General features: G+C 72.9%; 20 protein-coding genes. 9 read left to right on the plus strand and 11 right to left on the minus strand.

Annotation, left to right across the window (positions count from 1 at the left end):
* The first annotated feature begins 94 nt into the window (after positions 1-94).
* Together ABZ937_RS28590 and ABZ937_RS28595 are read left to right on the plus strand one after the other, a co-directional pair.
* Positions 95-691: a hypothetical protein gene (locus ABZ937_RS28590; protein ID WP_361696205.1), complete on the plus strand. Its 597-nt coding sequence runs from the start codon at positions 95-97 to the stop codon at positions 689-691.
* Positions 688-1,191, plus strand: a complete 504-nt coding sequence (locus ABZ937_RS28595) for a DinB family protein (RefSeq protein WP_361696207.1) — start codon at positions 688-690, stop codon at positions 1,189-1,191. Before ABZ937_RS28590 ends, ABZ937_RS28595 begins: the two co-directional genes overlap by 4 nt.
* 12 nt (positions 1,192-1,203) lie before the next feature.
* On the opposite strand, the gene ABZ937_RS28600 is transcribed toward ABZ937_RS28595, so the two are convergent.
* Genes ABZ937_RS28600 through ABZ937_RS28610 form a run of 3 tightly spaced genes read right to left on the minus strand, consistent with a single transcriptional unit; the run spans position 1,204 to position 3,332 of the window.
* On the minus strand, positions 1,204-1,776 hold the full coding sequence (locus ABZ937_RS28600; RefSeq protein WP_361696208.1) for a cob(I)yrinic acid a,c-diamide adenosyltransferase: 573 nt from the start codon (positions 1,774-1,776) through the stop codon (positions 1,204-1,206).
* A gap of 13 nt (positions 1,777-1,789) precedes the next feature.
* Positions 1,790-2,539, minus strand: coding sequence for an ABC transporter permease (locus ABZ937_RS28605; RefSeq protein ID WP_361696209.1), 750 nt, complete (start codon positions 2,537-2,539; stop codon positions 1,790-1,792).
* A 10-nt stretch (positions 2,540-2,549) separates the two neighbouring features.
* Complete coding sequence (locus tag ABZ937_RS28610; protein WP_361696210.1) at positions 2,550-3,332, minus strand: ATP-binding cassette domain-containing protein; 783 nt, start codon at positions 3,330-3,332, stop codon at positions 2,550-2,552.
* Between the two features lie 79 nt (positions 3,333-3,411).
* On the opposite strand from ABZ937_RS28610, the gene ABZ937_RS28615 reads away from it, so the two are divergent.
* The 4 genes from ABZ937_RS28615 (at position 3,412) to ABZ937_RS28630 (ending at position 8,439) form a co-directional block, all read left to right on the plus strand.
* Entirely contained in the window at positions 3,412-4,053 is a 642-nt protein-coding gene (locus tag ABZ937_RS28615) for a TetR/AcrR family transcriptional regulator (RefSeq protein ID WP_361696211.1), read from the plus strand.
* A gap of 122 nt (positions 4,054-4,175) precedes the next feature.
* Positions 4,176-5,024: a 3-hydroxyacyl-CoA dehydrogenase family protein gene (locus tag ABZ937_RS28620; protein ID WP_361696212.1), complete on the plus strand. Its 849-nt coding sequence runs from the start codon at positions 4,176-4,178 to the stop codon at positions 5,022-5,024.
* 158 nt (positions 5,025-5,182) lie between these two features.
* Positions 5,183-5,506: an STAS domain-containing protein gene (locus ABZ937_RS28625; protein WP_014675024.1), complete on the plus strand. Its 324-nt coding sequence runs from the start codon at positions 5,183-5,185 to the stop codon at positions 5,504-5,506.
* A 311-nt stretch (positions 5,507-5,817) separates the two neighbouring features.
* On the plus strand, positions 5,818-8,439 hold the full coding sequence (locus ABZ937_RS28630; RefSeq protein WP_361696213.1) for an ATP-binding protein: 2,622 nt from the start codon (positions 5,818-5,820) through the stop codon (positions 8,437-8,439).
* 36 nt (positions 8,440-8,475) lie between these two features.
* Here ABZ937_RS28630 and nucS read toward each other — a convergent pair whose 3' ends face one another.
* The gene (nucS, locus tag ABZ937_RS28635) at positions 8,476-9,147 is read right to left on the minus strand and encodes an endonuclease NucS (protein WP_361696214.1); all 672 of its coding nucleotides are present in this window, start codon (positions 9,145-9,147) and stop codon (positions 8,476-8,478) included.
* A 276-nt stretch (positions 9,148-9,423) separates the two neighbouring features.
* On the opposite strand from nucS, the gene ABZ937_RS28640 reads away from it, so the two are divergent.
* Positions 9,424-9,816, plus strand: a complete 393-nt coding sequence (locus tag ABZ937_RS28640) for an SCO5389 family protein (protein WP_190013271.1) — start codon at positions 9,424-9,426, stop codon at positions 9,814-9,816.
* A 114-nt stretch (positions 9,817-9,930) separates the two neighbouring features.
* Here the strand turns inward: ABZ937_RS28640 and ABZ937_RS28645 are convergent, their stop codons facing one another.
* Positions 9,931-10,959 carry an LLM class flavin-dependent oxidoreductase gene (locus ABZ937_RS28645; protein WP_361696215.1) on the minus strand — a complete coding sequence of 343 codons (1,029 nt, stop codon included), beginning with the start codon at positions 10,957-10,959 and terminating at the stop codon, positions 9,931-9,933.
* 221 nt (positions 10,960-11,180) lie between these two features.
* Here ABZ937_RS28645 and ABZ937_RS28650 point away from each other — a divergent pair, with 221 nt between their 5' ends.
* Positions 11,181-11,513, plus strand: coding sequence for an ATP/GTP-binding protein (locus ABZ937_RS28650; RefSeq protein ID WP_361696216.1), 333 nt, complete (start codon positions 11,181-11,183; stop codon positions 11,511-11,513).
* Positions 11,514-11,523: 10 nt separating this feature from the next.
* Here ABZ937_RS28650 and ABZ937_RS28655 read toward each other — a convergent pair whose 3' ends face one another.
* The 4 genes from ABZ937_RS28655 to ABZ937_RS28670 all read right to left on the minus strand — a co-directional run bounded on the left by ABZ937_RS28655 (position 11,524) and on the right by ABZ937_RS28670 (position 15,664).
* The gene (locus ABZ937_RS28655; protein WP_361696217.1) at positions 11,524-12,390 is read right to left on the minus strand and encodes an ABC transporter permease; all 867 of its coding nucleotides are present in this window, start codon (positions 12,388-12,390) and stop codon (positions 11,524-11,526) included.
* Entirely contained in the window at positions 12,387-13,802 is a 1,416-nt protein-coding gene (locus ABZ937_RS28660) for an ABC transporter ATP-binding protein (protein ID WP_361696218.1), read from the minus strand. Before ABZ937_RS28660 ends, ABZ937_RS28655 begins: the two co-directional genes overlap by 4 nt.
* A gap of 131 nt (positions 13,803-13,933) precedes the next feature.
* A complete protein-coding gene (locus tag ABZ937_RS28665) occupies positions 13,934-14,707 on the minus strand; it encodes an ABC transporter permease subunit (RefSeq protein ID WP_361696219.1) in 774 nt (257 codons plus the stop codon).
* Between the two features lie 3 nt (positions 14,708-14,710).
* Entirely contained in the window at positions 14,711-15,664 is a 954-nt protein-coding gene (locus ABZ937_RS28670; RefSeq protein ID WP_361696220.1) for an ATP-binding cassette domain-containing protein, read from the minus strand.
* A 36-nt stretch (positions 15,665-15,700) separates the two neighbouring features.
* Here ABZ937_RS28670 and ABZ937_RS28675 point away from each other — a divergent pair, with 36 nt between their 5' ends.
* Positions 15,701-17,164, plus strand: a complete 1,464-nt coding sequence (locus ABZ937_RS28675; RefSeq protein WP_361696221.1) for a PQQ-binding-like beta-propeller repeat protein — start codon at positions 15,701-15,703, stop codon at positions 17,162-17,164.
* Positions 17,165-17,228: 64 nt separating this feature from the next.
* Here ABZ937_RS28675 and ABZ937_RS28680 read toward each other — a convergent pair whose 3' ends face one another.
* Positions 17,229-18,164 (minus strand): cellulose-binding protein, encoded by a 936-nt coding sequence (locus ABZ937_RS28680; protein ID WP_361696222.1) that lies wholly within the window; start codon positions 18,162-18,164, stop codon positions 17,229-17,231.
* Between the two features lie 182 nt (positions 18,165-18,346).
* On the minus strand, positions 18,347-22,294 hold the full coding sequence (scy, locus tag ABZ937_RS28685; RefSeq protein ID WP_361696223.1) for a polarized growth protein Scy: 3,948 nt from the start codon (positions 22,292-22,294) through the stop codon (positions 18,347-18,349).
* Positions 22,295-22,327 lie beyond the last annotated feature (33 nt).

A 22,327-nucleotide genomic window follows, 5' to 3' on the forward strand; every position in this document is an offset into this window, starting at 1 on the left:
TGCGACTTTCGCTTACCCGCGGATTCCTCTGCGCCGACGACGAAACCGGCGGATCCGGCCGGGAGCCTGGAAGGGTGAACGAGGGGAGCGAAACGTGATCGTCGGACTGATCATCGCCTGTGAGGTGGCGTTCTGGGTGCTGCTGGCGGCCGGGCTGGCCTTCCGGTACGCGCTGCGGATGCCGCGCACCGGCCTGGCCCTGCTGCTGTGCGAGCCGCTGCTGGAGGTCGTGCTCTTCGCCGTCACCGCGATCGACCTCAAGAACGGCGCCGAACCCGACTGGCGGCACGGCCTCGCCGCGGTCTACATCGGCTTCACGGTCGGTCTCGGCCACTCCACCATCAAGTGGGCCGACGCCCGGGTGGCCCACCGCTTCGCCGGCGGCCCGCCGCCGGTCAGGCCGCCGAAGTACGGCACGGCCCGCGCGGTCCACGAGTGGAAGGTCGCGGGCCGCTGGATCCTGGCCTCGCTGGTCGCCTGCGCGCTGCTCCAGGCCGCCGTCTGGTACGTCGGCGGCGACGGCGACACCGGCTCGCTGCGGGCGTGGCAGCTGCGCATGCTGTGGGTGATCGGCATCAACCTGGTCATCGCCGTCAGCTACACCGTCTTCCCCAAGCAGGAGCCCCGGGGCAAGGCCGTCGAAAATCCGGTCGACAGCGAGTCGGGCGCCGGTTCATCATCGCGGCGATGACACGCACCGACACGCCTCCCGCCTGGGACGAGCGCACCCAGCTGACCACCTTCCTCGACTACGTCCGCGCCACCGCGCGCGAAAAGTGCGAGGACCTCTCCGACGAGGACGCCCGCAGGGCGCACCTGCCCGGTTCGCCGCTGATGACGCTGAGCGGACTGATCAGCCATCTGCGCTGGGTCGAGTACCACTGGTTCCGGGTCGTCTTCCTGGGGGAGGAGGACGAGGGCCCCTGGACCGACGAGGACCCCGACCGCGAGATGCGGATCGCCGTCGACCTCCCGCTGTCCCGGCTGCTCGACGAGTACGCCGAGGAATGCGCGCGGCACAACGAGCTGATCGCCGCGCACGACCTGGACACCAAGGCACAGCGGAAGCGGGACGACGGCAGCGCGGTCGACCTCCGCTGGATCGTGCTGCACCTCATCGAGGAGACGGCCCGGCACAACGGCCACATCGACATCCTGCGCGAGCTGACCGACGGCCGGACCGGCGACTGACCGCGGCGGCGGTCAGCGCTCCCCGCCCGGCACCCACAGCACGTCGCCGGTCTCCCGGTTGGCGCTGCGGGCCAGGATGAACAGCAGGTCGGAGAGGCGGTTGAGGTAGGTCGCGGTGAGCGGGTTCATCGTCTCGCCGTGCACCTCCAGGGCCGTCCAGGTGGAGCGCTCGGCCCGGCGTGCGACCGTGCACGCCTGGTGGAGCAGGGCCGCGCCCGGGGTGCCGCCGGGCAGGATGAAGGAGCGCAGTTTCTCCAGCCGCTCGTTGAAGCGGTCGCAGTCCGCCTCCAGCCGGTCGATGTAGAACTGCTCCACCCTGAGCGGCGGGAACTGCGGGTTCTCCACCACCGGCGTCGACAGGTCCGCACCCACGTCGAACAGGTCGTTCTGGACGCGGGTGAGGACCGCGACGATCTCCTCCTCCAGACCGCCCAGCGCGATCGCGGTGCCGATGACCGCGTTGGCCTCGTTGGCGTCCGCGTAGGCGGAGATCCTGAGGTCCGTCTTGGGCACCCGGCTCATGTCGCCGAGGCTGGTGGTGCCCTGGTCGCCGGTCCTGGTGTAGATGCGCGTCAGATTGACCATGCGGCCAGCGTAGTTACGCCCCGGCCGTCCGGAACACCCGTGTGCCCACCGTCACGGCCAGCGCCGAGAAGCCGACGGCGACCAGGACGCCGTAGAGCATGTGCGCGCTCGTGTAGTGGCCCACGTAGGCGTCGCGGACGGCGTCCACCAGATAGCGGAACGGGACGAAGTGCGAGAGCACGTCCAGCCAGGTGGGCGCGAGCGTCATCGGGAGCATCAGGCCGGACAGCAGCATCGACGGCATCGACACCGCGTTGATCAGCGGGCCGAACTCCTGCGGGGTGCGGACCTTCATGCCGAGCGCGTACGACACCGAGGCCAGCGAGAGCGTGAGCAGGGCGACGAAGGCGAAGCCGACCAGAATGCCGGCCAGCGGCGCGCGCAGGCCCATCACCAGCGCGGCCAGCACCAGCAGCACCGCCTGGAAGACGAACACCGTGGCGTCCCGCAGCACCCGGCCGAGCAGCAGGGCGAGCCGGCTCACCGGGGTCACCCGCATCCGCTCCACCACCCCCTGCCCGTTCTCGATGATGACGGTGAACCCGGCGAACAGGGCCCCGAACAGGCCGAGCTGCAGCAGCAGCCCGGGGACCAGCACCTGCCAGGAGCTGCCCTGCCCGCCCAGCGGCAGACCGGTGAGCAGCGGGCCGAAGAAGAGCAGGTAGAGCAGCGGCGTCAGCACGCCGAAGAGCAGGGCGAAGCGGGAGCGCAGGGACTGGCGGAGATAGCGGCCGTAGATCAGGGCCGTGTCGTGGAGGAGCATGTGCGCGGTCCTATACGGCGACGGGGGCGGAGTCGGCCGGGGAGGGCCCGCGGCCGGTGACGGCGAGGAACGTGTCCTGGAGCGAGGCGTCGATCGAGCCGCCGTACTCCAGCTTCAGCGCGCCCGGGGTGCCCTCGGCGGCGACCGTGCCCCGGTCGACGATCACCAGCCGGTCGGCGAGGGCGTCGGCCTCGTCCAGGTAGTGGGTGGTGAGGAAGACGGTCGTACCGTGCTCGTCGCGCAGCCGGCGGACCAGGTCCCACAGGTCGGCGCGGCTGCCGGGGTCCAGGCCGGTCGTCGGCTCGTCCAGGAACAGCACCTTCGGGCGGTGGGTGAGCGCCATCGCGATGTCCAGGCGGCGCCGCTGGCCTCCCGAGAGCGCGCCGGTCCTTCGGTCGAGGAGCCCGGTGAGGTCCAGCTCCCGCGCCAGCTCCCCGGCGCGCGCGACCGCCTCGGCCTTCGGCAGGCGGTACAGCCGGCCCTGGGTGACCAGCTCCTCCCGCACGGTGATCTGCGGGTCCACTCCGCCGGACTGGGCGACATAGCCGCTCGCCCGGCGCACCCCCGCCGGATCGGTCGCCAGGTCGCAGCCGGCGACCGTGGCCGCGCCGCCGGTCGGCTTCAGGAGTGTGGTGAGCATCCGCAGGGTGGTCGTCTTGCCGGCGCCGTTGGGGCCGAGGAAGCCGAGGATCTCTCCCTCGCGGACGGTGAGGTCGATGCCGCGGACGGCGTCGACGGGCCCGGCCTTGGTCCGGAAGGTGCGGGCGAGGCCCGCCGTACTGATGACTGCCATGCCCACAGAAAAACAGAGTCCCTGAAATTTTGCAATGACACCAAGTTTTCAGTTGGCCCAGCGAAGTTAGGATGCGGGCATGGCAGAGGGGCTCAGGGAACGGAAGAAGCGGCAGACCCGGCAGTACATCTCGGATGTCGCCACGGGACTGTTCCTGGAGCGCGGCTTCGAGGCGGTGACCGTCGCGGAGATCGCCGAGGCCGCGAACGTCTCCGTCAACACCGTCTACAACTACTTCCCGGCCAAGGAGGACCTCTTCTTCGACCGCTCGGCCGGGGTGGCCGACCGGCTGGCCCGCTGGGTCCGGGGCCGGGACGCCGGCGAGTCCGCCGCGCGCGCCGTGCTGCGCGAACTGCGCGGGGAGGTCGAGGCCGTCTCGCCCAGGGTCGGCCTGCTGGAGGGCTACGACCGCTTCATGCGCGTCATCCAGGACGCGCCGCCGCTGCGCTCCCGGCTGTGGAGCCTGCAGCAGGAGATGCACGACACCCTGGAGGCGGCCCTGCGGGAGGAGACCGCCGCCGCCGACGACGATCCGCTGCCGAACCTGATGGCCGGTCAGATCTGCTGGATCCATCAGGCGGTCTTCGTCACCATCGGACGCGAGATGCTCGCCGGGCGCAAACCGGCCGAAGTGTCACGAGAGGTACTCGTACTCCTCGACGACATCGAGGACCTGTTGAGCGAAAAGGTGCTCAACTACGCCGTCCGAGGCGTGGACTGACCCCTGCCGGTGTGATGTCCGTCAAATGAGACGTGACGCGCGTTACTTACCGGTCACACAGCGGCGCCGGAGCGCTATGGTCCGCCGAGAGGCAGACCTTCACCGCGTTCAAGGGAGTCGGAGTGGCACGGAAGCTCGCCGTCATCGGGGCCGGTCTCATGGGTTCCGGCATCGCCCAGGTCGCCGCACAGGCGGGCTGGGACGTCGTCCTGCGGGACGTCACCGACGAGGCACTGCAGCGCGGCACCGACGGCATCAAGGCCTCGTACGACAAGTTCGTCGGCAAGGGCAGGCTGGCGGCCGAGGACGCCGAGGCCGCCCTCGCGCGCATCACCCCGACCACCGACCTGGACGCCGCCGCCGACGCCGACATCGTCGTGGAGGCCGTCTTCGAGAAGCTGGAGGTCAAGCACGAGATCTTCCGCGCGCTCGACAAGCTCGTGCGCGAGGACGCCGTGCTCGCCTCCAACACCTCCGCCATCCCGATCACGAAGATCGCCGCGGCCACCGAGCACCCCGAGCGGGTCGTCGGCGTGCACTTCTTCTCGCCGGTGCCGATGATGCAGCTCGTGGAGCTGGTCCGCGGCTACAAGACCAGCGACGAAACCCTCGCCACCGCCCGGGAGTTCGCCGAGTCCGTCGGCAAGACCTGCATCGTCGTCAACCGGGACGTGGCCGGCTTCGTCACCACCCGGCTGATCTCCGCCCTCGTCGTCGAGGCCGTCAAGCTCTACGAGTCCGGCGTCGCGACCGCCGAGGACATCGACCTCGCCTGCAAGCTGGGCTTCGGCCACGCCATGGGTCCGCTGGCCACCACCGACCTCACCGGCGTGGACATCCTGCTGCACGCCGCCGGCAACATCTACACCGAGACCCAGGACGAGAAGTTCGCCCCGCCGGAGCTGATGCGCCGGATGGTGGATGCCGGTGACATCGGCCGCAAGAGCGGGCAGGGCTTCTACACGTACTGAGTCAACCCGCCCACGCACACCCGCCCCGGGAGTATCACCCCCCGGGGTGAATTCGGTATCGGTTCGCTTACAAACAGCAACCGCACCGCCACCCGAACAGTCAGACGTTGCACAGCACCGTCATCGAGTACGCCAACCGCACTCAACGGGGAGCGCATATGCACATCAGGGGCGACCACGCCGAGCTGGTCGTCGGGGGCCGCCTCGACGTCCGCAGCGCGGCGGACGCCCGTACGGCCCTGCACTCGGCCGTCGACACCGGAGTCGGCGACCTGGTGCTCGACCTGTCCGAACTGGACTCCTGGGACGCCACCGGGCTCGGGGTGATCATGGGCGCCCACCGGCGGGCCGGCCGCTGCGGGCGCCGCCTGGTGCTGCGTGGCGTACCGCCGCAGATGCAGCGCCTGCTGGTGGCCACCCGGCTGCACCGCATCCTCGCCATCGAGGGCGGCATCGGGGTGGAGTCGCTGCCCCGGGTGTGAGGCGCGTACGGGGGTGAACCGGGCGGCGTACGAGGCGCAACGAGCGACGTACGAGGCGAACCGGGTGCCGGGAGAGACCCGGGCGCATCCGCCGAAGCGCACGTCGAGGGCAATCCTCATAAGACCGTGACGTCTCGGACCGCACGGCACCCCGCCTTGTCGGAGATACTGGGCGAAGGTTTAGGGTGCGGTCGCCCGCCGTCTCGCAACCCTCGACCGAGCGGGCCCGGACCATAAGCGACAGCGCGGTGTGCGACAAGGCCGGGAGGGCCGTAACACGGGCACACGACGCTTTTGGGGGGCTTGAACCCATGGACCCGATCGACTCGATCGACCCGACCAACCCGGGACCCGAGGCCCACGGTCAGACACACGGCCGCCGCCCGCCCCGGGAATCCCTCACCGCCGACTTCGCCCCGGGCACGCCCGCACCCGCCCGCATGGTCCAGCTCGTCTCCGGCGACCTCCAGCTGACGGTCAACCCGGTCGACGGCAGCGAGATAGAACCCTGTTCGCCGGCCCAGCGCCCCGGCAGGCCCCGCAAGCGCACCGCCGACGAACGCGCCGAGACCGAACGCGCCGCCCGGCCGCCCGTACCGCCCGGCCCCGCCCAGCCGGTGCTCTCCCTGCTGGAACGCCAGGACGAACGCGAGCGCCTGGTCCGCCTGCTCGCCCGGGGCCGCTCGGTCCGCCTCACCGGCCCGGCCGGATCCGGCCGTACCGCCCTGCTCGACCTGGTCGCCGAGGACTGCCTGGACCTCGCCCCCGACGGCGTGGTCCGCCTGAGCGGCTTCCGCCGCACCGCCGGTGACGTGCTGCACGACCTGTTCCACGCCGTCCACGACGCCCCGCGCCACCGCCCCGACCGGGACGAACTGGTCGCCTGCGTCCGCGAGATCGGCGCGGTCGTCGTCCTGGACGACCTGGAGTTCGGCGGCGCCCTCCTGGACGAGGTGCTCGACGCCACCCCCGAGTGCGCGTTCCTGCTCGGTGCCACCCCCGATGTGCCCGCCCCCTCCGCCGAGTCGGAGGTGGAGGAGGTCTTCCTCGCCGGCCTCGACCGCGCCGCCGGCGTGGAGATCCTGGAGCGGACCGTCGGCCGGGTGCTCACCGAGGAGGAGGCCAACTGGGCCGGCGACCTGTGGTTCGAGTCCGAGGGACTGCCCCTGCGGTTCGTCCAGGCCGGCGCCCTGCTCCGGCAGCGCGACCAGCTGCGGGCCGGCACCGGCGCGGTGGACGAGTACGGCGTCTTCGAGGACGTGCGCCCGCCGGCGGATCCGTCCGTGGACCTTGAGGACGACGTTCCGCTGCCGGCCCTCGGCGAGGCCGCGGCGCCCGCCCCGCTGCTCGCCTCCCGGCTCAGCGCCTCCGCCCGCGCCACCCTCCGCTTCGCGGTCGCCCTCGGCGGCGAGATACCCCACCAGGCGCACCTGCCCGCCCTGGTCGGCGACACCCACGCGGACGCCGCCCTCGGCGAACTGGCGGGGTGCGGCCTGGTCTCCCGGGTCGGCTCCCGCTACCGGCTCGCGGCCGGCGTGCAGACCCAGCTGGAGGCCGCCGGATACGCCGACGACGCCCCCGAGCTCGCCCTCACCGCCGCCCAGCACTACGCCTGGTGGGCCGGACACCCCTCCGTCACCCCGGAACGGGTGTGCATGGAGGCCGACGCGGTCCTGGCCGCGCTCGCCGCCGCCGTACCGCAGACGTCCCCGCCCGTCGAGGGCGAGGAGAGCAGCGCCGTACGGCTGGCCCGCACGGCCGCGCCCGCCTTCGCCGCCGGACTTCACTGGAGCGCCTGGGAACGGGCCCTGCGGTCCGGCGCGGAAGCCTCCCGGCTGGCCGGCGAGGTACCCGAACAAGCCTATTTCCACCATGAGTTGGGCATCCTCGCGCTCTGCACCGGACAGCTCGACCGGGCCCGCGCCGAGCTGGAGGCCTCGGGCGGGCTGCGCGGCGCCCTCGCCGACAAGCGGGGCGCGGTCGCCGGCCGCCGCGCCCTCGCGCTGCTCGCCGACCGCACCGGCCGGGCCCCCGGGCTGCCGGTGCCGATGGCGGAGGAGGTGCCGGAGGCCCGGGACGAGCGGCCGGCGCCGCCGGCGTACGCCCCCGCGGCCGACACCCTGGTCACCCAGCAGCTCCCGCGGCCCGCGAGCCGGGTCGCCGGCCTGCGGCGCATGGCCCGGCGCAACCTGGTGGCGGCCGGCGCCGGCGCGCTGCTCGCCGCCGTGCTCGGCACGGTCGTCACGCTCGGTATGACGTCCTCCGACAACGCCGACCGCAACCCGGCCGGCAAGGTCGACGCCAACCCGTCCGCGGGCCAGGACATCGGCGACGGCGGCCTGGGCACGGACCCGACCGGCACCGGCGACACCGGCGGCACGGGGAGTACCGGCAGCGCCCCGGGCCGGCCCGCCTCGCCGGGCCCCGACGGCACGTACGGCACGGCGGACGACCCGGCCGCGCCGTCGGACACGGCCCGGCCCTCGGAGAGCATCGACCCGTCCGGCTCCGGCTCCCCCTCCCACTCCCCGTCCAAGTCCCCCAAGCCGTCCGGCTCGACGGGCTCGTCGAGCGGCGGTACGACGGGGGGTACGACCTCGGGCGGCTCGACCGGCGGCAGCACCGGCGGCGGCTCCACGGGCGGCACGACCAGCGGCGGCTCGACGGGCGGTACGACGTCCGGCGGCACGACCTCGGGCGGCTCGACGGGCGGCAGCACCGGCGGCGGCTCCACGGGCGGCACGACCGGCGGCGACACCGGCGGTACGACGGGCGGCGACACCGGTGGCACGACCGGCACCACCACGGGCGGCGACAGCGGCGGCACGACGACGGGTGGCACGGACGCGGGCACGACCGGCTCCGCCGGAGAGACGTCGAGCAGCGCGTCCGCGTCGCAGACCGCGCCCGGGACGGCCGCCACGGTGATGTGACGGCCGCCTCGGGAGAGGGACGACAGGAGCCGTCGGCTAGAACAGGCGGAGCTTGTCGTCCTCGATGCCGCGCAGGGCGTCGTAGTCCAGGATCTGGCAGTGGATGCCGCGGTCGGTGGCGAGGACGCGGGCCTGGGGCTTGATCTCCTGGGCGGCGAAGACGCCGCGGACCGGGGCCAGGTGGGGGTCGCGGTTCAGCAGGTCCAGGTAACGGGTGAGCTGCTCCACGCCGTCGATCTCGCCCCGGCGCTTGATCTCCACGGCGACCGTCCCGCCGTCGGCGTCCCGGCACAGGATGTCCACCGGGCCGATCGCGGTCATGTACTCGCGGCGGATGAGGGTGTAGCCCTCGCCCAGCGTCTCGATGCGGTCGGCGAGCAGCTCCTGGAGGTGCGCTTCCACGCCGTCCTTGATCAGGCCGGGATCCACGCCGAGTTCGTGCGAGGAGTCGTGGAGGATCTCCTCCATCGTGATGATCAGTTTCTCGCCCGCCTTGTTGACGACGGTCCACACGCCCTCGTCCTCACCGGTCCCCTCCTTCAGGGTGCAGGGCGGCGACATCCAGTTGAGGGGCTTGTAGGCCCGGTCGTCGGCGTGGATGGAGACGCTGCCGTCCGCCTTGACCAGGATCAGGCGGGGCGCCGTGGGCAGGTGGGCGGTGAGCCGGCCGGCGTAGTCGACCGAGCACCGGGCAATGACGAGACGCATGGTCCGCAACGCTACTCGACGCGCGCCGGTGCACGCGATCCGCCCATCCCGCTCCCTGTGAATCGCCCCAATTGTCACTGGAAACTCTTGTTCATCCCTGGCCGATAGTGAGCATGAGCAGACCGTTCCATATACGCATTCTGCTGGTGTGGTCACCGACCGTTGCCTACCGTAGAGAACGGGAGGTTGCGGCTCATGTACTGAGCGTGTTCGAAATCGCGAACTCCCACATCTGTCCGGCAACCCCTGTGCTTCGGGGGTGCGAGAGGAGAACCCATGTCGCTCGACGTCTCACCGGCCCTACTCGAACAGGCCGAGCGAGGCGAGGTCGACGAAGCAGACTTCGTCGACTGCGTCCGGACCTCCCTGCCCTACGCATGGGAGATGATCAGCTCCCTGGTGGCCCAGCTGAAGGTGGACGGCGGCCCCTTCGCCGACAACCAGACGCCCCCGCCGGACGAGCAGGCACGCGGTCAGCTGTTGCGTGCGCTCGCGAGTGACGCCATCCGCGGCGCGCTGCAGCGGCACTTCGGCGTGCGGCTGGCCTTCCAGAACTGCCACCGGGTGGCGGTGTTCCCGCTGGACGCCTCGGTGGACGAGACGTTGGCCCGCTTCACGTCGGTGCGCAACCAGTTGCTGAACCAGTCGCCGGAGCTTCGGGACTGCTGACGCGGTTCGGTACGGCCGCGAGACGGAGAGCCGTCGGCTTGCCGCTCCATCCGCGGGAGGTGCATTCGGTACCGGGGCGGCAAGCCCCCCAGGTGGCTTGCCCGTCGGGGCGGGTCAGCGCAGTTGGGGCAGCACCTCGGCGCCCAGCCGCCGCAGGGTCTCCTCCGTGGCCGCGAGGTCGCCCGAGCCTTCCGTCAGGAGGGCGAAGCGGGAGATGCCGGTGCGCTCCGAGGTGGCCGCGAGCCGGTCGGCGGCGAGCCGCGGGGTGCCCACCGGGTGCAGGCCGCAGAGCAGTTCGGTGTAGGCGTGCGGGTCGCGCATCGCGCGTGCCCGTCCGTCCACCGTGACATGGGCGTCGAGCCCCTGCTTCAGCCAGCCCGGCATCGCCTTCAGCAGCGTCTCCACCGCGTCCGTGCGCCGGTCGGCGAGCTGGCACACCCCGGCGGAGACATGGGCGGCGCCCGCGATCTCCTCGGCCGGCCGGCCCGCCGCGCGGGCGCAGCGCCGCCACAGGGCGACCATCTCGGCCTTCTCCTCGTCCCCGATGTGCATGCCGAGCAGCATCGGCAGCCCGCGCTCGGCGGCCAGCCGCACGCTCGACGGCGAGGTGCAGGCGAGGACGACCTCGGGGCCGGGGGTGTCCGTCAGCGCCTCCGACGGACGGGGCACGACCGGCACCTCACGGAAGGAGAACCGCTCCCCGGAGGCCGCCACGGACGGTTCGCCCAGCCAGCGGAGCAGCAGATCGAGCGACTCCGGGAACCCGTGTTCGTACGCCTCCAGTCCCATGCCGAACACCTCCAGGTCCACCCAGGGGCCGCCGCGCCCGACGCCCAGGGTGAACCGGCCGCCGCTGGTCAGGTGCAGCAGCGCCGCCTGCTCGCCGAGGGCGACCGGGTGCGCGGTGGGGAGTACGCTGACCGCCGTGCCGACCCGGATGCGGCGGGTGCGGCCGAGCAGCAGCGCGGCCAGGGTGATCGCGGACGGGCATGTGCCGTAGGGCACGAAGTGGTGCTCGGCCAGCCATACCGCGTCCAGCCCGGACCGCTCGGCGACCTCCGCCGAGCGGACCGCCCGGTGCAGCGCCTCTCCCGGGCCCTGGCCCGGGAACTGGGCGGCCAGCACAAAACTTCCTACGTGCATCGCATTTCCTGCTTCCTTGGCTCCGACCCGGAGCTCCCCCACCCGGCATAACCGTCTGACACGTGCCCAGGACACGGCCTGGCGGAGAGATTTGCCGATTGTCTGCAGAATGGGTCGCGCTGGAGGGGGAGTTGTACGGGTTGGTGCACTACGCGTACCCCGCTCGGCGGCGCGTAGGCTGGATGCAGCCGTCCTTCCTGTAGAGCCCCGAGAGGTGTCCCGTGTCCCCGCGTCGCAACCGACCGAAGGCAGCCGGATCGTCGGGCCGGAGCGCCGAGGACGATCACGCCGGCCGGTACGGCGGCTGGCAGTCCACGGAGAACTGGCAGGGCGAGGAGTGGAGCGTCCGGCATGTCGCCGGGGCCAGCGCGGAGGGCAAGACCTACCGCTGCCCGGGCTGCGACCAGCTGATCCCCTCCGGCGTGCCGCACGTGGTGGCCTGGCCGGAGCACGCGGGCGTCGACGACCGCCGGCACTGGCACAAGGCGTGCTGGAACGCGAAGGACCGCCGCACCACGCGGGTGCGGCGGTCCCGTAACGCGCCGAGGTTCTGAGCCGGCCGGGTCACACGTCCCGGCTCTGCAGCAGCGCGTACGTGCCCGCGTACACCGCCGCCGTCAGGCCCAGGACGATCCACAGCGGGTCCCAGCCGGACGGGCCGGACTCGGTCAGCGAGTTGGCGTAGAAGACGCTGAGCTGGTTCGGGATCGAGTACTCGAAGAGCCACTCGCGCACGTCGTGCAGCGACTCCGACGCCATGAACAGCGCGAGCACCAGCGGCGCGAGCACCACGCCGATCATGATGGTGATGGCGCCCGCGGAGTGCCGGATGACCGAGCCGATGAGCAGCGAGAGCAGCCCGAGCAGCGCGATGTAGAGGCTGATGCCGACGGTGCCCTTGAACCAGTCCTCGCCGGTGGGCGTCCGGGCGCCGGTGCTCTCCAGCATGGACGCCTGGACCATGGCCACGAAGCCGGACGCGACCAGGGTGACGACGAAGGCGACGGCGAAGAACACGATCGACTTGGCGGCGAGCACCCGCGCCCGGCTGGGGCACGCGGTCATCGTCGTCCGGATCATGCCGGTGCCGTACTCCGAGGCCGTGGTCAGCACGCCGAGCGTGATGATGCAGATGCTGCCGAGGAGCAGGCCGAAGAAGCCGAACGACAGCGGGTTCTCGCCGGACAGGGTCGTGGAGTCGGAGTTGGCGTTGACCAGCGCGCCGGCCAGCAGGCCGATGCCGACGACGAGCAGCACGAACACGCCGAGCGTCCACATCGTGGAGCGCACCGACTTGATCTTCGTCCACTCGGAGGCCAGGGCGTGCCCGAGGTGGGTGCGCACGACCGGGATGGGCGAGGTGTAGCCGGGGTACTGGCCGCCGGGCGCGGCGGCCGGAGCCTGCGGCATCGGGGGCTGGTGGGTGCTCATCGGGCGTCCTCGGGCTGGGTCGGGTCGGCGGGGGCGGAGGCGGCGGGCGCCTGCTGCGGCACGGGCGCGGCGGCCGGGACCGGCGGGGCGGCGGGGGCCACCGGGGCCGCGGGAGCCGCCGGGGCGGCCGGAGCCTGCGGAGCCGCGGGAGCCTGCTTGGTCAGGGCCGGCGGCTGGTCCTGCGGCGGCGCCGCGGCCGGCTGGGGCTGCGCGGGCTGCTGGGCCTGCGGGGCCTGCTGGGGCTGACCGGCCGGCTGGGCCGGTGCGCCCGGCTGGGCGTACGGGTTGGCCGTGCCGGCACCCGCGCCCGGGGCGCCGTACCCGCTCGCCGGGGCGCCGACGTACGGGCCCGCGGGCGTGGCCGGCATCGCGAAGGGCTGGCCGCCCTGCTGGGGCGACGGCGGGGCGTACCAGCCGGGCTGGCCCTGGCCGGGGACCGGCACGGGCGGCTGGGCGCCGGGCGGCAGCGGCTGCTGCAGGCCCGCCTTCTGGTCGACGGTCGAGCGGTAGTCCACGGCGCCCTGCGTCATCCGCATGTACGCCTCCTCCAGCGAGGCCTGGTGCGGGGACAGCTCCCACAGCCGGACGTCCGCGTCGTGCGCGAGGTCGCTGATGCGGGGGAGCGGCAGCCCGGTCACCCGCAGCGCGCCGTCCTGCTCCGGCAGGACATGGCCGCCGGCCTCGGTGAGCGCGGAGGAGAGCTTCTCGCGCAGCTGCGGCTCGGTGTCCGGGGTGCGCACGCGCGCGAAGTCCGCGGAGTTGGCCGAGATGAAGTCCCGCACGCTCATGTCGGCGAGCAGCTGGCCGCGCCCGATCACGATGAGGTGGTCGGCGGTCAGCGCCATCTCGCTCATCAGGTGGGAGGAGACGAAGACCGTACGGCCCTCGGCCGCGAGGGCCTTCATCAGGTTGCGGACCCAGAGGATGCCCTCGGGGTCGAGGCCGTTGACCGGCTCGTCGAAGAGCAGCACCTGCGGGTCGCCGAGCAGCGCGGCGGCGATGCCGAGGCGCTGGCCCATGCCGAGCGAGAAGCCCTTGGAGCGCTTTTTGGCCACGCCCTGGAGGCCGACGACACCGAGCACCTCGTCCACGCGCCGGGCCGGGATGCCCGACAGCTGGGCGAGGCTCAGCAGGTGGTTGCGGGCGGAACGGCCGCCGTGCACGGCCTTGGCGTCGAGCAGCGCGCCGACCTGCCGGGGGGCGTTGGGCAGCTTGCGGTACGGGTAGCCGCCGATGGTGACCGACCCGGACGTGGGGTTGTCCAGCCCGAGGATCATCCGCATCGTCGTGGACTTGCCCGAGCCGTTCGGCCCGAGGAAGCCGGTCACGGCCCCTGGCCGCACCTGGAAGGAAAGGTTGTACACGGCGGTCTTGTCGCCGTAGCGCTTGGTCAGGCCGACAGCCTCGATCATGCTCCGCACCCATCGAAAGGTTCAGGACAGCGGGGCACACGCCCCCGTAAGGGTTAGGAGGATATCGGGGCGCTGACGGTTCCGCCCAAGGGAAAGTAAAGCCATGGCATTACGCCGGGTGATCGTGGGGGCTACTGGGCGTCCCGGCGCCTGAGGAGGACGTAGCCGCCGGCCAGCGCGGCGATCACCCACAGCCCCATGATCCCGAGCCCGGCCCAGGGACCGTAGGGGGTGTCGTCGCCGACGCGCGGGACCACCTGCATGATCCGGCTGCCGGCCTGGTCGGGCAGGAAGCGGCCGATCTTCTGGGTGGCGTCGACGTTGCCGAGGATGTTGGAGATCAGGAAGAAGAACGGCATCAGGATGCCGAGGGACAGCATCGGCGAGCGCAGCATCGTGGCGACGCCCATGGAGAACACCGCGATCAGCGTCATGTACAGCCCGGCGCCGAACACCGCGCGCAGCACGCCGGGCTCGCCGATGCCGGTGCCGTGGGAGCCGAGCATCGCCTGGCCGAGGAAGAACGCCGCGAAACAAGTGACCATGCCGACGGCCAGCGCGAGCGCCGTGGCCACCGCGACCTTGCTGAACAGGAACGTGCCGCGCTGCGGTACGGCGGCCAGGGAGACGCGGATCATGCCGGTGCTGTACTCGTTCGAGACGACCAGCACACCGAACACGATCATGGCGAGCTGGCCGAGGGTCATGCCCGCGAAACTGATGACCGTGGGATCGAAGGAGAGCCGCTCCCGCGCGGGCATCCGGGCGAACTGGCTGTTCGACAGCGCGGAGACCAGCATCCCGAGGGCGACGGTGACGACCACGGCCAGCGACAGCGTCCACACCGTGGACGCCACCGACCGGATCTTGGTCCACTCGGACCGGACGACCTGGACGGCGGCCATGGCTCAGGCCCCCTTCCAGCCGGCGCCCCACTCCTGCGGGGCGGCACCCGGACCCGCGTGCGCGTGGTACTCCACCGCCTGCGCCGTCAACCGCATGAACGCCTCCTCCAGCGAAGCCTGCCGCGGGCTCAGCTCGTGCAGCACGAGCCCGTTCCGCGCGGCCAGTTCACCGATCTGCTCGGCCTTGCCGCCCTCCACCTCCAGCGCCCCGCCGCCCGCCTCCACGACGGTGATCCCGGCCTGGTGCAGCGCGTCGAGCAGCCGCTCGCGCTGCGGGCAGCGGATCCGGACGTACGACCGCGAGTTCGTCCGGATGAAGTCGGCCATCGAGGTGTCCGCGAGCAGCCGGCCCTGTCCGATGACGACCAGATGATCGGCGGTCAGCGCCATCTCGCTCATCAGATGGCTCGACACGAACACCGTCCGGCCCTGCGCGGCCAGCGACTTCATCAGGTTCCGGATCCAGTGGATGCCCTCCGGGTCGAGCCCGTTCACCGGCTCGTCGAACATCAGGATCCGCGGGTCGCCGAGGAGCGCGCCCGCGATCCCCAGCCGCTGGCCCATGCCGTACGAGAACCCCTTGGCCTTCTTCCGTGCCACGGCCGTGAGCCCGACCGTCTCCAGCACCTCGGCCACCCGGCTGTCCGGGATGCCGTTGCTCCGCGCGAGGCAGAGCAGATGGTTGTAGGCGCTCCGGCCGCCGTGCACGGCCTTGGCGTCCAGCAGGGCGCCGATGTACGTGAGCGGGTCCCTGAGCCGGTCGTAGTGCGTGCCGTCGATGCGGACGTCGCCGGCGGTGGGGTGGTCGAGCCCGAGGATCATCCGCATGGTCGTGGACTTCCCGGCGCCGTTGGGCCCCAGAAACCCCGTCACGATGCCCGGCCGCACGGAGAAGGTGAGGTGGTCGACCGCCACCTTCTCGCCGTACCGCTTGGTCAGCCCCTCCAGCTCGATCATGCGGCCACGCTAGGACGGCCCGCGGAGGGCCGCCACTTGAGCGGTCGCGGTATGTCCGCCGGGGCCGCGGCCGGACTCGCGGTGGAGTTCCATCTCCTGGGGTGGACGTCCATCCCGGGCAACTCCTGCGGCGGCCGGTACCGCCCCTGCCCGGACGGCACCACCCCCACGCTCGTCCTGGCGTTCGCGCTGACGTTCGTCGGCTACATCGCCCTCCTGGTCACCATCGGCAAGTTCACCGACCGGCGCCCCGGCAAGGCCGTACCCGCCGCCCTGGCCGTCGTGGGCGTGCTGCTCGCGCTGTGGCCCGGATGGCAGGCGTACCTGTGGCTGCGCGGCCCGGTGCTCGACCTCGCCTGGCAGGCCGGCCCGGACCGGCCGTCGAGCGTCCGGGGCGAGGGCGTGTGGACCGTGGGCGAGCACGGCTCGACTGTCGTCCGGGTGCGCAGCGACGCGCTCGTCGCCCACACCGCCCACGACGGCGACCGCCGCTGGACCCTGCGGGCGCCCGTGCGCGAGTCGGTGTGCGGGATGAGCGCGGGCGTCGCCGACGGCGTCGGCCTGGTCGCCTTCGCCCGCCACGACAACCCCTGCGACACCCTGTGGGGCGTCGACACCCGCACCGGCCGCAGGCTGTGGGAGCGGAAGATCTCCGGGGTCACCACCGGCACCGACGGCGTGCTCGCGGCCGACGGGCACGTGGCCCTCGCGCTGACCGGAACCGGGGTACGGGCGTACGGCCTCACCGACGGCCGCCGGCGCTGGAGTGCCGACCTGCGCGGCAGGAAGACCGACGAGACGTGCGCGCCCCGTGTCGTGTCCGCCGCCCACGGCACCGCCCGGGCCGTGGTGACCTGCCGGACCGGGGACAAGGACAGCGCGCGGCTGGTGATCCTGGACAACGCCACCGGCGAGCAGCGCGGCAGCCGGCCGCTGCCCGTGGAGAGCCCCGTCGACACGGTCATGGTGATCGCCGCCGACCCCTTCACCCTGCTCCTGAAGGAGAGCGACGAGCGCGGAGTCGCGGCCGTCCTGTCCTACCCCGACGACGACGCCGACCCGGTACGGATCCCGCTCTCCGCCGACGACGAGAACCTCGCCGTCCAGGAGATCCTGGGCGAGGGCCTCACGGCACGGCCCGCCCCGAAGGCGACGATCAGCTCGGGCACCCTCGTCGTCGCCACCGGGAAGCCCGGCGGCTACGGCGTCGACCACGTCTCCGGCTACGCCCTGCGCGACGGACGGCGGCTGTGGCGCGCCGGTGTGGACGGGGTCGCCGGACTGGTGCCCGTGGACCACGACCGGGTGGCGGTGCTCAGCCAGAACGGCCGGCTGTGGACCTTCGACGCGGCCGACGGCGACCGGATCGGCGAGGACGACGGGATCATGGTCCGCACCAACCGGCTCGCCACGCGCACCCAGCTGCTGCGCGCGGACGGCACCTGGATCGTCGTCAACGGCGAGGGCACCGAGGAACCACCGCTGTACGGCCTGCGTTAGGCGACGGCGAAGGGGCGGCGGGACCCTGTCCCACCGCCCCTCGCGGCGTCACCGTGCCGGACGACTACCGGGACTGCTGCGCCGGAACGCCCCGGGAGATCGGCTCGTCGTCGGTCGACGTGCCGGCCGCGGCCACCGCGGCGCCGGTCAGCGTGGCGAGCATCTCGCGGACGTTCGTCAGCTGGGCGTTGATGCTGTCGCGGCGGTTGGTGAGCGCCGCCAGCTCGCGCTCGGACTCCGAACGGATCCGGTCGGCCTTGGCGTTGGCGTCGGCCACGATGTCCTCGGCCTGGCGCTGGGCGGTCTCCACCGTCTGGCGGGCGCGGCGCTCGGCGTCGGTGCGCAGCTTCTCCGCCTCCAGGCGCAGCTGCTCGGCCCGGTGCTCGATCTCCGCGAGGCGCTTCTCGGCCTTCTGCTGACGCGAGGCCAGGTCGCGCTCGGACTGCTCGCGACGCTTGGCCAGGTTGGTCTCGAAGTCGGCGGCGGCCTGCGCGGCCTTGGCGCGGGTCTCCTCGAAGAGGGCGTCCGCCTCCTCGCGCTTGGACTGCGCGTCCTTCTGTGCCTCGGCCCGCAGCTGAGCCGCGTCGGCCTTGGCCTTCTCGACGATCCGGACGCCCTCGTCCTCGGCCTTGGCCTTGCGCTCGGCCGCGTACGCCTCGGCGTCGTTGCGGACCTGCTGGGCCGCCGACTCCGCGAGGTCACGGTGCTGCTCGGCCGCCCGCCGGGCCTCCTCACGCAGCTCCTTGGCCTCTTCCTCGGCCAGGCGCAGGATCTTCTCGACCCGTGCGCCGAGACCCGCGTACGACGGCTCGGCGTCGGTGATCTGAGCCTGGGCGTTCTGCGTTTCGAGGTGCAGCTCCTCGATGCGCTTCTCCAGAGCGGTGATGCGGGTGAGAGCGCTGTCACGGTCGGAGACGAGCTTGGAGATACGTTCGTCCACCTGAGCGCGGTCGTACCCACGCCGCACAAGCTCGAAGCCGTAGGGGGAAGTGTCGCTCATGGGGTTCCTGTCAATGAGACCGGTGAGGTGATAGGGGAAATCCTAGGGGCCGAAGCGGTGTGTCATCGAGCGGATACGGTTTTGATCTGGAGAATGGCACCTCTTTTGGGTGGCTGACCGTCGGACAGCTTGCCAAGGAGTAGGGCAAAGCCCCCAGAAGACACCGGAACGCGTCTCGCACGCTAGCCCTCTGACGACTTGCCACCCGATCGGGGGGCGCCCACGGACGCGCCCGCCTTGACTCCGCCGTCCTTGCCGGACCCGGGAGCCTCGAAGGACTCCAACGCCTCCAGGACGTCCTGCACCCGGGAGATCTCGGCGTTGATGTCCTCGCGCCGGCGCACCAGGATCTCCAGCTCCCGCTTGCCCTCCTCGACCGTGCGCCGCGCCTCGCGGATCGCCTCCGCCCTCAGCTCCTCGGCCTCCTTGATGAGGCTGGCCTTCTTCTGCTCGGCCTCCTTGAGCAGCCCCTCCGCCTTCTTCACTGCGGCGATACGCACCTTGCCCGCCTCCGAGCCGGCGTCCGAGACCAGCTCCTTGGCCTTCGCCTCGGCCTTCGCCAGCTGCTCCTCGGCGGCCTTGATGAGCGCGTCGCAGCGGTCGCCGGTGGACTTCATCGTCTCGGCGGCCTCGCGGCGGGCCCGCTCGTGCAGCTCCTCCACCTCGGTGGTGATGCGGTCGCGCAGCTCCTCCGCGCGCTCCCTGATCGCCGTGGCGTCCCGGCGCGCGCCGACCAGCAGCTCGTCCGCGTCCGTACGAGCCTTCTCCACCAGCGAGTTGCCCTCGATGGTCGACTCGGACACGATCCGCTCGGCCTCGCTGCGGGCCGCGCCGACCATCGCGTCGGCCTGCGACTCGGCGTCCGCGGTCGTCTTCAGCGCCTGCTGCTGCGCCTCGGTGAGCAGCTTGTCGGCCTCCGCCGTGGTCTCCGTGATGAGCTTGTCGACCTGCTCGGCCGCCTCGGAACGCCGCTTGTTGGCGTCCTTGCGGGCCTCGTCCAGGGTCCGCTCGGCCTCCTGGCGCGCGGAGTTGACGAGCCGCTCGGCCTCGGCCTCCGCCTCCGCCCTGAGCCGCTCGGCATCCGCCCGCACCCGCTCGGCGTGCTGCTGGGCCGAGCCGACCGTCTCGGCGGCCTCGGCGCGCAGCCGCTCGGCCTCGCCGGTGGCCTCCCCGACGAGCTGCTCGGCGCCCGCGACGGCCTCGGCGCGGACCCGGTCGGCCTCGGTGAGCGCCTCCGTCCGCACGCGCTCGGCCTCGGCGGTGGTCTCCGCCTGGAGCCGCTCGGCCTCGGTGAGCGCCTCCGTACGCACCCGGTCGGCCTCCGCGGCCGTCTCCGTCTGCAGCCGCTCGGCCTCGTTGCGGGCCTCGGTGATGAGGGTGTCCGCCTGCGTCGCCGCGTCCGAACGGATGCGGTTGGCGTCCTCGCGGGCGTCCGCCCGGGTACGGGCCGCCGCCTGGTCGGCCTCGGCGAGCGCGTCCGACGCCTCGGTGCGCACCCGCTGGGCGTAGTCGCCCGCGTCCGCGCGCAGCCGCTCGGCCTCGGCGATCGCCTCCGCCATCGTCCGCTCGGCCAGCGCCTTCGCGGCCTCCGACTCCTCGTTCGCCTCGCGCCGGACCCGGGAGGCGTCCTCGCTCGCCCGCTCCCGCTCGGCGTAGGCGTCGGCGCGGACCCGGTCCGCCTCCTCCTCGGCCTCCCGACGGGTGCGGTCCGCCGCGTGCTCGGCGGCCGAGCGCAGCCCGGCGATCTCCTCCTGCGCCTGCTCGTGCAGCCCCGCGACCGAGTCCCGGACCTGCTGCGCGTGCTGCTCGGCGGCGGCGACCATCTCGGTGGCGCGCCGGTCGGCCTCCTCGACCAACCGGGTCGCCTCGGTCTGCGCCTCCTCCACGCGCTTGCGCGCCGAGGCCAGCAGCTCCTCGCTCTGCTCACGGGCCCGCTGCCGCTCCTGGTCGGCCTCCTCGCGGGCGGCACCGAGGAGTTCCTCGGCCTCGCGGCGGCGCCGGGCGGCCTCCTCCTGCGCGGCGGCCAGCGTCTCGGACGCCTCCGTGCCCAGCCGCTCGGCGGCGGCCTGCGCCTCCGCACGCACCCGGTCGGCGGTGTCCTGCGCCTCCGTCTTCAGCCGCTCGGCCTCCGCGGCGGCCTCGGACCGCAGCCGTACGGCGATGGCCTCGCCCTCGGCGCGGGAGGCGGACGCGTCGGACGCGGCCTCGTTGCGCAGCCGGTCGGCCTCGGCCTCGGCCTGCTGCTGGAGCGTACGGATCCGCTCGGCGGACTCCGCGCGCAGCCGCTCGGTCTCCTCGCCGGCCTCCCGGCGGATCCGGGCGGCCTCCTCACGGGCGTCGGTCAGCGCCTGCTCGGCCGCCGCCAGCCGCTCCTGCGTCTCCGTCTGCAGCCGCGTCAGTTCCTCGGCGGCCTCGGCCCGGCGGGCCTCGACGGCCTTCTCGGTCTCCTCGCGCAGCTCCCGCGCGGCCTTCTCGGCGTCCGCGCCGACCGTCTCGGCCTGCTCGGCGGCCTCGGCACGCAGCCGCTCGGCCTCCTTGCGGGCGCGCTCCAGGGTCTCCTCGGCCTGCCGGCGCAGGCCGGTGGCCCGCTCGATGGCCTCGGTGCGGACCTTCTCGCTGTCGGCGGTCGCGGTCTGCCGCAGCTCGTCGGCGTCCGCCTTGGCCTTGGCCAGCAGCTCCTCGGCGGACTTCGCCGCCTCCTCGATCTGCGCGACCGCCTCGCGACGGGCCTCGGCGCGGATCGACTCGCCCTCCGCGACCGCGTCGGCGCGCAGCTGCTCGGCCTCGCCGCGCAGCCGGCGGGCCTCCTCCTGCAGTTCGACCGTCTTGGCCCGGTACTCCTTGGTGTCGTCCTTCGCCGCGCCCTTGAGCTGCTCGGCGATGTCGTGCGCCTCGGCGCGCAGCCGGTCCGCCTCGGCCTCGGCCTCCGTGCGGATCCGCTCGGCCTCCTCGGCGGCGGCCCGGGTGGTCCGCTTGGCCTCCTCGGACGCCTTGTTGAGGACGTCCTCCGCGGTCCTGGCCGCCTTGGACAGCTGGGTCGCGCTCTCCTCGGCGGTGACCGTGCGGGCCTTCTCGGCGGCCTCGGCGACGATCTTCTCGGCCTCGGCGCGGGCGTCGGCGACCAGCTGCTCGGCCTCGGACCTGGTCTGCTCGGCCTCCTTGGTGGCCTCCTCGACCAGCCGGGCGACCTGCTCCTTGGCGGTGCGCGTGCGCGCCTCGCCCGCGGCCTCGGCGCTCGCGAGGGACTTGGCGGCGGCGTCCTTCGCCTCGGTGACCACCTTCTCGGCCTCGGCCTGCGCCTTGCGCAGCGCCTCCTCGGCCGCCGCCATCCGCTCCTCGGCGGCCCGGCTCAGCTCGGCCGACTGCCGGCGGGCGGTGTCCGACTCGGTGACGGTGGCGGTGCGCAGCTGCTCGGCGTGCTCGGTGGCCTCCTGCGCCTGCGTGGAGGCGGCGTTCAGCAGCCGCTCGGCGTCCGCGCGGGCCCGGCGCAGGATCTGCTCGGCCTCCGTGCGCGCGGCCTCGGCGTCGCTCTGCAGCCGCTCCCGGGCCTCCCGGGTCAGCCGCTCGGCCTCCGCGCGGGCGGTGGCCATCGCCTGCTCGGCCTCCGCGCGGGACTCGTCGAGCAGCCGGCGGGCCTGCGACTCGGTACGGGCGCGCAGCTGCTCGGCCCAGGCCACGTTCTCGTTGACGTGCGACTCGACGGTGGACCTGCGCTCGGCCAGCTCCTGGTCGAGCTGCTGGCGCCGGGTCACCGCCTCCTGGTGCAGCTCGGCCTGGAGCCGGGCGGCCTGCTCGGCGTGCTCCTGGAGGAGGCGCTGGGTCTGCGCGCGGACCTGGCTCAGCTCCCGCTCGGCGTCCTGGCGCAGCTGCTCGGCCTGCATCTGGGCGTTACGGAGCAACTGTTCGGCCTGGTAGCCGATGTCACCGCCGTCGTAGGCGGGCCGGGTCATGAGGGTGCGCCGCGCCTCGTGCAGCTTGGCGCGCAGCACCTCGACCTGGTAGCCGAGGTCCTCGGCGTGCTGGATCGCCTTTTCCCGCTCGGTCCTCAGCCGCTTCATCTCGGCCTCGAACCGAGAGAGGTGGTCGACGTCAGCCGCCGGCTCTCGCTCCTGGCTCTCGTAGCCCCGCACTGCGCGGTCCCATCCGTCCCCTGGTCAGCTTCT

This window comes from Streptomyces sp. NPDC046727, assembly GCF_040645635.1.
GTDB lineage: Bacteria > Actinomycetota > Actinomycetes > Streptomycetales > Streptomycetaceae > Streptomyces.